General features: G+C 72.1%; 10 protein-coding genes. 9 read left to right on the plus strand and 1 reads right to left on the minus strand.

The window, feature by feature from the left end:
• Window positions 1–934 (plus strand): BACON domain-containing protein (locus OFY01_RS11710; RefSeq protein ID WP_407700322.1); only part of this gene is annotated, 934 nt, incomplete at its 5' end.
• Between the two features lie 11 nt (window positions 935–945).
• Here OFY01_RS11710 and OFY01_RS11715 read toward each other — a convergent pair.
• Complete coding sequence (locus OFY01_RS11715) at window positions 946–1,809, minus strand: hypothetical protein (protein WP_266598976.1); 864 nt, start codon at window positions 1,807–1,809, stop codon at window positions 946–948.
• A 139-nt stretch (window positions 1,810–1,948) separates the two neighbouring features.
• Between OFY01_RS11715 and OFY01_RS11720 the strand changes: the two genes are divergently transcribed.
• The 8 genes from OFY01_RS11720 to proC all read left to right on the plus strand — a co-directional run bounded on the left by OFY01_RS11720 (window position 1,949) and on the right by proC (window position 9,980).
• Window positions 1,949–2,881: a Ppx/GppA phosphatase family protein gene (locus tag OFY01_RS11720; protein WP_266598978.1), complete on the plus strand. Its 933-nt coding sequence runs from the start codon at window positions 1,949–1,951 to the stop codon at window positions 2,879–2,881.
• Between the two features lie 204 nt (window positions 2,882–3,085).
• Entirely contained in the window at window positions 3,086–3,910 is an 825-nt protein-coding gene (locus tag OFY01_RS11725; protein ID WP_266598980.1) for a sugar phosphate isomerase/epimerase family protein, read from the plus strand.
• Window positions 3,907–4,536, plus strand: coding sequence for a TetR/AcrR family transcriptional regulator (locus tag OFY01_RS11730; RefSeq protein WP_266598982.1), 630 nt, complete (start codon window positions 3,907–3,909; stop codon window positions 4,534–4,536). The genes OFY01_RS11725 and OFY01_RS11730 overlap by 4 nt, the downstream gene beginning before the upstream one ends.
• Window positions 4,537–4,709: 173 nt before the next feature.
• Window positions 4,710–6,599 (plus strand): dihydroxy-acid dehydratase, encoded by a 1,890-nt coding sequence (gene ilvD / locus OFY01_RS11735; RefSeq protein WP_266598984.1) that lies wholly within the window; start codon window positions 4,710–4,712, stop codon window positions 6,597–6,599.
• Between the two features lie 82 nt (window positions 6,600–6,681).
• On the plus strand, window positions 6,682–7,209 hold the full coding sequence (locus OFY01_RS11740) for an EamA/RhaT family transporter (RefSeq protein ID WP_266598986.1): 528 nt from the start codon (window positions 6,682–6,684) through the stop codon (window positions 7,207–7,209).
• Window positions 7,210–7,407: 198 nt separating this feature from the next.
• Window positions 7,408–8,196 carry an ABC transporter ATP-binding protein gene (locus tag OFY01_RS11745; RefSeq protein ID WP_266598988.1) on the plus strand — a complete coding sequence of 263 codons (789 nt, stop codon included), beginning with the start codon at window positions 7,408–7,410 and terminating at the stop codon, window positions 8,194–8,196.
• Window positions 8,197–8,232: 36 nt separating this feature from the next.
• Window positions 8,233–8,970, plus strand: coding sequence for an ABC transporter permease (locus tag OFY01_RS11750; RefSeq protein WP_266598989.1), 738 nt, complete (start codon window positions 8,233–8,235; stop codon window positions 8,968–8,970).
• Window positions 8,971–9,101: 131 nt separating this feature from the next.
• Window positions 9,102–9,980 (plus strand): pyrroline-5-carboxylate reductase, encoded by an 879-nt coding sequence (proC, locus tag OFY01_RS11755; RefSeq protein WP_266598991.1) that lies wholly within the window; start codon window positions 9,102–9,104, stop codon window positions 9,978–9,980.
• The last annotated feature ends 473 nt before the right edge of the window (window positions 9,981–10,453 follow it).

Below are 10,453 nucleotides of genomic sequence, written 5' to 3' on the forward strand. Positions count from 1 at the left end.
CGCGCTGCCGCTCGCCGAGGCGCCCCGCGCGGCGCTGCGCCACGCGATGCGCGTCGCCCGCCCCGCGAGCCCCCGCTTCGACCGGTGCGGCTTCCCGATGGACCCCAAGGACCACGTCGCCCGCAGAGACCGGCTGCGCGCGCGTGCCGTGACGACGACCGTGGTCGCCACGGTCGTCGCCGCCCCGGTGCTCGCCCTGTGGGCCGCCTACCGGGGCGCCCCGCTGACCGGCGAGGGCACCGACGGCCGCTCCGTCACCGCGAGTGAGGCGGGTGGCCAGGGCGCCCTCGACGGCAAGCGCCCCGGCGACCGCTACGAGAACGCGGGCAACGCCAGCACCACTCCCGACCCGCGCTTCACCGTCGGCGGCCGCTCCCCGGACGTGTCCGTGGAGGTCGTCTCGCCGCCCACGCGCGCGGGCAAGGGCCCCGGCCGTCTCACGGTGGAGGCACAGCCCAGCGGCGGCGTCACGCTCATCACCCTGACGGCCTCCGGGGACTCGCCGGTGCACTGGTCGGCCCGGACCGCCGCGCCCTGGCTCCACCTGAGCCGGACGTCGGGAACAGTACGGCCGGGCGACTCGTCCACCGTCCGGGTCTACGTGGACCACGACCGCGAACCGGCCGGACACTGGAGCGCGCGCGTGGCCATCGACCCGTCCGGCGCCGTCATCACCCTGGAGGGGTACGGAGGTTCACCGGCCGGCAACCCGGGCCCGCCCGCACCCACGTCGCGCCCCGACCCGTCCCCGTCGGACCCGGGCAGCCCGGACCCGACGCCGAGCGGCGGCCCGTCCGCGTCCCAGGACCCGACACCGCCCCCGAGCGGCTCGGGCTCCCCCTCGCCGGACCCCACACCGACGCCCAGCTCCAGCGGCTCCCCGTCCACGTCGCCGGGCCCGAGCGGCTCGGGATCGTCGACACCGGCGTCCTGAGCCGCGGACCCCTAACGCCGCGTGGTTTCCTTCGGATCCGCCGGGTGCGGTGCCACCAGCGGAAGCCCCTTCGGGGCTGCCGCGAGCCGCTGCTCGCACAGCTCGACCAGCTTGTCGTAGCCCGCCTTGCCCATCAGCTCGATCAGCTCGGGCCGGTACGAGACGTAGACCGGCTCGCCCGCGCCGTGCGCCGACGTGGCCGACGTGCACCACCAGTGCAGGTCATGGCCGCCAGGGCCCCAGCCGCGGCGGTCGTACTCGCCGATCGACACCTGTAGGACACGCGTGTCGTCGGGCCGGTCGATCCACTCGTACGTCCGCCGCACCGGCAGCTGCCAGCACACGTCCGGCTTCGTCTCCAGCGGCTCGCGGCCCTCCTTGAGCGCCAGGATGTGCAGCGAGCAGCCCGCGCCGCCCGCGAAACCGGGGCGGTTCTGGAAGATGCACGAGCCCTCGTACGGGCGCGTCTGCCGCTCGCCGTCCTCGTCCGTGGACACCCAGCCGGTCTGCGTGCCCACCTCGTGGTGCTGCCAGATGTCCGGCGTGAGCCGCGCCACGTGCTCGGCCACGCGCTTCTCGTCGTCCTCGTCGGAGAAGTGCGCCCCCAGGGTGCAGCAGCCGTCGTCCGCGCGGCCCGCCTGGATGCCCTGACAGCCGCTGCCGAAGATGCAGGTCCAGCGGGAGGTCAGCCAGGTCAGGTCGCAGCGGAAGACCTGTTCGTCGTCGGCCGGGTCCGGAAACTCGACCCACGCGCGCGTGAAGTCGATCCCCTTCTCGTCCGGCTCCCGCTTCCGCTCGGCCGGCTTCGTCTTCTTCTTGTCGCCTTTGTGGCCCTTGTCGGCCTTGTCGCCCTTGGCCTTTTTCGTCTTTGGCACGGTTCCAGAGTAAGCGCGCGCGGGGACGGAGCCGCGACGCCGCCGCCCGCCGCCGGACGTTGTCCGGCCCCCGCCGCCCGTCGTCGGATGTCGGACGTCGGCTGACGAGCGGCCCACCAGGGGCAGTAGCGTTCCTCGCATGAGACTCGGTGTCCTCGACGTGGGTTCGAATACGGTGCATCTGCTCGTGGTGGACGCGCACCCGGGCGCCCGTCCGCTGCCCGCGCACTCGCACAAGGCGGAGCTGCGGCTCGCCCAGCTGCTCGACGACCGCGGGGCGATCGGCCCCGACGGCGTGGAGCAGCTCGTCGGCACGGTCAGGGGCGCCCTGGAGGCCGCCGAGGACAAGGGCGTCGAGGACCTGCTGCCGTTCGCCACGTCGGCCGTGCGCGAGGCCACCAACGCCGACGAGGTGCTCGACCGCGTCCAGAGCGAGACCGGGGTCGCCCTGCGCGTGCTCAGCGGCGAGGAGGAGGCCAGGCTGACCTTCCTCGCGGCCCGCCGCTGGTTCGGCTGGTCCGCGGGACGGCTCCTGGTGCTCGACATCGGCGGCGGCTCCCTGGAGATCGCCTACGGGCTCGACGAGGAGCCGGACGCCGCCGTCTCGCTGCCGCTCGGCGCGGGCCGCCTCACCTCCGGCTGGCTGCCCGGCGATCCGCCCGACCCGGCGGACGTGAAGGCGCTGCGCCGCCACGTACGGGCGCAGATCGCCCGCACGGTCGGCGAGTTCAGCAGGCTCGGGGCGCCGGACCACGTCGTCGCCACGTCGAAGACGTTCAAGCAGCTGGCCCGCCTGGCGGGCGCGGCCAGGTCCGCCGAGGGCCTCTACGTACAGCGCGAGCTCAAGCGGAAGTCCCTGGAGGACTGGGTGCCGCGGCTCGCCGCCATGACGGAGGCCGAGCGGGCCGAGCTGCCCGGTGTCTCCGAAGGGCGGGCCGGACAACTGCTGGCCGGGGCGCTGGTGGCGGAGGGCGCGATGGACCTGTTCGGCGTCGAGACGCTGGAGGTCTGCCCCTGGGCCCTGCGCGAGGGAGTCATTCTGCGCCGACTGGACCACATGCCGACGGCGTAGGACGACGTGACGCGCCCGTGGGAGCGGACACGCGCCCGTGGAGCGGACAGCGGCGAGACGCCGTCCCGCGCGCGGGCCCCCGACCCGCCGCCACGCGCGCGTGCCGCCCACCGGGCCCGGCGCCCCGGAGGCTTTCGGCCACCCGGTCGCACGGCCCCGGGGACCCGGCCCACGCCCCCTCCCACGGCCCCGTACGCTGTGTCCGTGGCAGAACCAGCGGTGCGCATCCCGGACGCGAAGGTCGCCCTGTCGACGGCCTCCGTGTACCCGGAGTCGACGGCGACGGCCTTCGAGATCGCCGCACGCCTCGGCTACGACGGCGTCGAGATCATGGTGTGGACCGACCCGGTCAGCCAGGACATCGAGGCCCTGCGGCGCCTCAGCGACTACCACCGGATGCCGATCCTGGCCGTGCACGCGCCCTGCCTGCTGATCACGCAGCGCGTGTGGTCCACGGACCCGTGGGTGAAGCTTCAGCGCGCCAGGACGGCCGCGGAGAAGCTCGGCGCGTCGACCGTCGTGGTCCACCCGCCGTTCCGCTGGCAGCGCCAGTACGCGCGCGACTTCGTCGACGGCGTCTGGCGGATGGCCGACGAGACCAACGTGCGGTTCGCCGTCGAGAACATGTACCCGTGGCGCTACCGCGACCGCGAGATGCTCGCCTACGCCCCCGACTGGGACGTCACCAAGGACGACTACCGGCACTTCACGGTCGATCTCAGCCACACGGCGACCGCGCGGACCGACGCCCTGGCGATGATCGACCGCATGGGCGACCGGCTCGGCCACGTCCACCTGGCCGACGGCAACGGCTCCAACAAGGACGAGCACCTGGTCCCCGGCCGCGGCACGCAACCTTGCGCCGAAGTCCTCGACCGGCTCGCCACCAACGGCTTCGACGGCCACGTGGTCATCGAGGTCAACACGCGGCGCGCGATGTCCAGCGCCGAACGTGAGGCCGACCTGGCGGAGGCACTCGCCTTCACCCGGCTGCACCTCGCCTCGGCGGTGCGGGTGCCGCGCTCATGAGCGAACCGGCCGGCGAACCCGTACGCCGCCGCGGCCGGCCCTCCCGTACGGCGGCGGAGAGCGGCCCCGGCACGCGCCAGCGCATCCTCGACGCCGCGCGGGAGGAGTTCGCCGAGCGCGGCTACGACAAGGCGTCCGTACGCGGCATCGCCAAGGCGGCCGGAGTCGACTCGGCCCTGGTCCACCACTACTTCGGCACGAAGGAGCAGGTGTTCGCCGCCGCGATCGAGGTCGCCTTCGCCCCGGCCCTCGCGGCCCCCCGGGCCGTCGAGGAGGGGCCCGTCGATCTGGCCGGCGAACGGCTGACCAGGTTCATCTTCGGTGTCTGGGAAAACCCGGCCACCCGCGCCCCGCTGCTCGCCATCGTGCGCTCCGCCGTCAACAACGAGACGGCGGCGAAGGTCTTCCGGCGGCTGATCACCGCGCAGCTGCTGTCGCGGATGGGGCGCCGCCTCGACGTCCCGGAGGAGGAGGCCGAGCTGCGCGTCTCGCTCGCCGCCGCGCAGCTGGTCGGGATCGCCATGCTGCGGTACGTCGTCAAGGTGGAGCCGCTGGCGTCCGCGGACGCGGAGAGCGTCATCGCGCGCGTGGCGCCCGTGGTGCAGGGGCACCTGACGGGGGCCTGACGGGGGCCTGACGGGGGCCTGACGGGGGCCTGGCGGGGCGTGACGGTGGCGCGCGACGCTAGCCCGAACGCGCCCCGAGACGAGCATCCCGACATACGGACGGCATGTCCAGATCCTGGTCCGTCGGCGTAGGCTCGGAGGGAGTCTTTCCCGTACTCGAGGAGCGAGCGACGATGCCCGAGCTGAGGTCCCGCACAGTCACCCACGGCCGCAACATGGCGGGCGCACGCGCCCTTATGCGCGCCTCCGGTGTACCGGGCGCGGACATCGGCAGGAAGCCCATCATCGCGGTCGCCAACTCGTTCACGGAGTTCGTGCCGGGCCACACCCACCTGGCGCCGGTCGGCCGCATCGTCAGCGACGCGGTGCGCGAGGCGGGCGGCATCCCGCGCGAGTTCAACACCATCGCCGTCGACGACGGCATCGCGATGGGCCACGGCGGCATGCTGTACTCGCTCCCGTCCCGCGACCTGATCGCGGACTCGGTGGAGTACATGGTCGAGGCGCACTGCGCCGACGCCCTGGTCTGCATCTCCAACTGCGACAAGATCACCCCGGGCATGCTGATGGCGGCGCTCCGCCTCGACATCCCGACGATCTTCGTCTCCGGCGGCCCCATGGAGGCCGGAAAGGCCACCCTCGTCGACGGCACGGTTCGCAAGCTGGACCTGGTCAACGCCATCAGCGACGCCGTGAACGACAGCGTCTCGGACGAGGACATCCTCCGCATCGAGGAGAACGCCTGTCCGACCTGCGGCTCCTGCTCCGGCATGTTCACCGCCAACTCGATGAACTGCCTCACCGAGGCCATCGGCCTGAGCCTGCCCGGCAACGGCTCGGTCCTGGCCACGCACACGGCCCGCAAGGCGCTGTACGAGAAGGCGGGCACCACGGTCGTCGAGCTCGCGCGGCGCTACTACGACGAGGACGACGCCACCGTCCTGCCGCGCAACATCGCCACCCAGGCGGCGTTCGAGAACGCTATGGCGCTCGACATCGCCATGGGCGGCTCCACCAACACGATCCTGCACCTGCTGGCCGCCGCCCGTGAGGCCGAGGTCGACTACGACCTGTCCGACATCGACGCCGTCTCGCGCCGCGTCCCCTGCCTGGCCAAGGTCGCGCCCAACGTCGCCCCGACCACCACGTACTACATGGAGGACGTGCACCGCGCGGGCGGCATCCCCGCCATCCTGGGCGAGCTCTACCGCGGCGGCCTGCTCAACGAGGACGTGCACACCGTCCACTCCGCCTCCGTCAAGGAGTGGCTGGACACCTGGGACATCCGCGGGGGTGCCTCCCGTTCGGGCGAATTCGAGAACGGGGGAGTCTCGGCCACCGGCGAGGCCCTGGAGCTGTGGCACGCGGCGCCCGGCTGCAAGCGCTCCGCCGAGGCATTCTCCCAGTCCGAGCGCTGGGACACCCTGGACACCGATGCCGCGAACGGCTGCATCCGCGACGTCACGCACGCGTACTCGAAGGACGGCGGCCTCGCCGTCCTCAAGGGCAACCTGGCCGAGGACGGCTGCGTCGTGAAGACGGCCGGGGTCGACGAGTCCATCTGGACGTTCGAGGGCCCCGCCGTCGTCTGCGAGTCGCAGGAAGAGGCCGTCCAGAAGATCCTCACCCAGCAGGTCAAGGAGGGCGACGTCGTCGTCATCCGCTACGAGGGCCCCAAGGGCGGCCCCGGCATGCAGGAGATGCTCTACCCGACCTCGTACCTGAAGGGCCGCGGTCTGGGCAAGGCGTGCGCCCTCGTCACCGACGGCCGCTTCTCCGGCGGCACGTCGGGTCTGTCCATCGGCCACGCCTCGCCCGAGGCGGCCTCCGGCGGCATCATCGCGCTCGTCGAGGACGGCGACCGCATCCGCATCGACATCCCAAACCGCGCCATCGAGCTCCTCGTCCCCGACGAGGAGCTGGCGGCCCGCCGCGCCGCCCTGGGCGGCACGTACGCCCCCAAGGCGCGCGAGCGGAAGGTCTCGGCGGCGCTGCGGGCGTACGCGGCGATGGCGACCAGCGCCGACAAGGGCGCGGTCCGCGACGTCTCGAAGCTCGGCTGACCGGTACCCGTACACCGTCCGAGGACCACCCACAGAGGCGGCCCGCGACTCCCGCGGGCCGCCTCTTGGCGATAATCGACCTGTGAGCGACGAAACCGGCACCGGCACCCCCTCGGGCAACTCCGCGACCCCCGGCCCCCGCCCCGAGGAGATCCGTTTCTTCGGGACGACCTGGGTCGACCACAGCGGCACCTACGCGCTGCGCCGCGCCGCGGTCTGCGTGGGCGCGCTCGTCGCGGCCGCCGCGGGCTGCTTCGTGCTGCGCTTCGCCTACCAGGGGCTCGCCGTCGCGAACGTGGGGTCGTTCGTCAACATCCTGGTCGTCGGCATGTTCGCGATCTGCAGCGCGCTCGCCTTCACCCGCGCGTGGGGAGGCTTCTCCAAGCGCCCCGACCCCGAGCAGCAGGCGTCTTTGCGCGGCTTCATGGCGATCGGTTTCATCGGCGTCCTGCTCGCGCACGCCCTGCGCTGCCTGACCGAGGCCCCCGGCGAGGGCCTGTACCGGCAGGAGTACGAGGAGGCGCGCGAACAGTACGAGCGCCGGAGCGCGCGCCGGGCGGGGAACCCGGCGAAGAAGAAGCAGCAGGGGAAGAAGCGCCCCAAGGGCTGATGACGGGCTGACGAGGGACTGGCGAAGGGCTGACGCAGGACTGAAGGCCCAGGAGTCGGCCGCTGTACACAGAGACGGCCGCTGCGCATAGGTGACGCGCAGCCGCCTGATTGACGTGGGCATGCCAGTAAACGCAGTGTCCCGCCCCGGTCGGGTGGCTTGACGTCCCGATGGCGCGGGAGGACTATTCATCATGTGATGAATAAAGCTGCCGAGGCGCCCGGCACCGTCCGAGCCCCCGCCACTCCCGCCGTCCACGCCGCAGGTCTCACCGTCGTCCGCGGCCCCCGTACCGTCCTGCGCGACCTGGACTTCAGCGTGCCGCGCGGGCAGATCACCGGCCTGCTGGGACCCTCCGGCTGCGGCAAGTCCACCCTGATGCGCTCCGTCGTCGGCACCCAGGCCAAGGTCACCGGCACCCTCACGGTCCTCGACCGACCGGCGGGCCACCCGACCCTGCGTGCCCGCGTCGGCTACGTCACCCAGGACCCGTCCGTCTACCTCGACCTGACGGTCCGCCAGAACCTCGACTACTTCGCGGCCGTACTCCTACCGGGGCGCGCCGCCGCCGACCGCCGCCGCGCGGACGTCGAACGCGTCCTCACCGAGGTCGACCTCACCTCACACGCCGACGCCCTCGCCGGAAACCTCTCCGGCGGCCAGCTGAGCCGCGTGTCGCTCGCCGTGGCGCTCCTCGGCGCCCCCGAACTCCTGGTGCTCGACGAGCCGACCGTCGGGCTCGACCCCGTGCTCCGCCGCGACCTGTGGGACCTCTTCCACAGCCTGGCCGGCCACGGCACCACCCTCCTCATCTCCTCCCACGTGATGGACGAGGCCGAGCGCTGCCACCGCCTCCTCCTCATGCGGGAGGGCCGGCTCCTCGCCGACGACAGCCCCGACGCACTCCGCGCGCGTACCGGCACGGACACCGTGGAGGCCGCCTTCCTCCACCTGGTCGACACCGCGAACGCCACCCGGACCAACTGACCCCGGCCCACTCGCCCCGACCCCCGGGAAGCCGCCATGAACCTCAGCCGCACCACCGCCACGGCAGGCCGCGTACTGCGCCAGCTCCTCCACGACCCGCGCACCATCGCCCTGATGCTGCTCGTGCCCTGCGTGATGCTCGTCCTGCTCCGCTACGTCTTCGACGCCAACCCGGCCACCTTCAACTCCATCGGCGCCTCACTGCTCGGCATCTTCCCGCTCATCACCATGTTCCTGGTGACCTCCATCGCCACCCTGCGCGAGCGCACCACCGGGACCCTGGAACGCCTCCTGGCCATGCCCCTCGCCAAGGGCGACCTCATCGGCGGCTACGCCCTGGCCTTCGGCGCCGTGGCCGTCCTCCAGTCGCTGCTCGCCACCGGCCTCGCGCTGTGGGGCCTGGACCTGAACGTCATCGGCTCCGCCTGGCTGCTCCTCCTGGTGGCCCTGCTCGACGCCCTGCTCGGCACGGCGCTGGGCCTGTTCGTCTCGGCGTTCGCCGCCTCCGAGTTCCAGGCCGTCCAGTTCATGCCCGCGGTGATCTTCCCGCAGCTCCTCCTGTGCGGCCTGTTCACCGCGCGGGACACCATGCAGCCCGTCCTGAGGGCCATCTCGGACGTGCTCCCCATGTCGTACGCCGTGGACGGCATGAACCAGGTCCTGCGGCACACCGACCTCACCGCCACGTACGTACGGGACGTCCTGATCGTCGCCGGTTGTGCCGTGCTGGTCCTGGCCCTCGGTGCGGCGACACTGCGCCGCCGCACCGCCTGAGGGCGTACGAGCCCGTACGACACCGCACGCGCGCACCCGAGACCGTCCCGCCTGACGGACGGCACCGGTGCCCGTCGCCCGCCCGGTGCGAGGATGCAACCGGACGACGAAGCACAGGGAAGGCCAGGCCCATGAGCACGCCCACGAACCAGCCGAACGAACCGAGCGCGTCGCGCGAGCCGGGCGCGAGCACGCGCGCGGGAGGCACGGTCGCCGTACTCGGCGCGGGCAAGATCGGCGAAGCCCTGCTCAGTGGCATGATCCGCGGCGGCTGGCCGCCCGCCGACCTCCTCGTCACGACCCGCCGCGCGGAACGCGCGGAGGAACTGCGGACCAGGTACGGCGTCACACCGGTCACCAACCAGGAGGCGGCCAAGCAGGCCGACACCCTGATCCTCACGGTCAAGCCCCAGGACATGGGCACACTCCTGGCCGAACTCGCCCCGCACGTGCCCGCGGACCGCCTGATCATCAGCGGTGCGGCCGGCATCCCCACGACGTACTTCGAGGAGCGCCTGCCCGACGGCACCCCGGTCGTCCGTGTCATGACGAACACCCCCGCCCTGGTCGACGAGGCCATGTCCGTCATCTCGGCGGGCACCCACGCCACGGCGGAGCACGTGGCCCACGCCGAGGAGATCTTCGGCTCGGTCGGCAAGACGCTGCGGGTCCCGGAGTCCCAGCAGGACGCCTGCACGGCGCTCTCCGGCTCGGGCCCGGCGTACTTCTTCTACCTGGTCGAGGCGATGACCGACGCGGGCATCCTCCTGGGCCTGCCCCGCGACAAGGCCCACGACCTGATCGTCCAGTCGGCCATCGGCGCGGCCACGATGCTGCGGGACAGCGGCGAGCACCCGGTCCGGCTGCGCGAGAACGTGACCTCTCCGGCGGGCACGACGATCAACGCGATCCGCGAACTCGAGAGCCACGGCGTGCGCGCGGCCCTCATCGCCGCGCTCGAAGCGGCCCGAGACCGCAGCCGCGAGCTGGCGTCCGGCACGAACGGCTGACCTCGCCACCGTCGCTCTGAGGTGCGAGGTTGACACGCCTCAGAGCGATCCGTACTGTTCTCCGAGTTGTCCGCCGTGAGAGCCGACCTCGGTCGGTCCCCGGACAACCATTCCGCAAGGCCCACTCAAGCGATCGACGTCCTGTCGTCGTGCTGTCTGCGTGCGCTTTTGCGAAATGGGGAATCCACGTTCGAAAGAGCGGGCCCGATTAGCTCGGGGCCAAGGAATCCGCTAAAGTCTCACCTCGTCGGAACGGCCCAACAGCCGTGCAGACAAACCCGGTTGACAGGGAATCAGGCCCGAAAGGATCTGATAGAGTCAACACCGCCGGAAGGCCGAAAGGCCGGAAAGCGAAGAGCAAGACCGAGCAAAACCCCGAGGAAATCGGATCGGAAAGATCTGATAGAGTCGGAGACGCAAGACCGAAGGGAAGCGCCCGGAGGAAAGCCGGAGACTGAAGGGTCTCGGTGAGT

Source organism: Streptomyces beihaiensis (genome assembly GCF_026274175.1).
Taxonomy (GTDB): Bacteria; Actinomycetota; Actinomycetes; order Streptomycetales; family Streptomycetaceae; genus Streptomyces; species Streptomyces beihaiensis.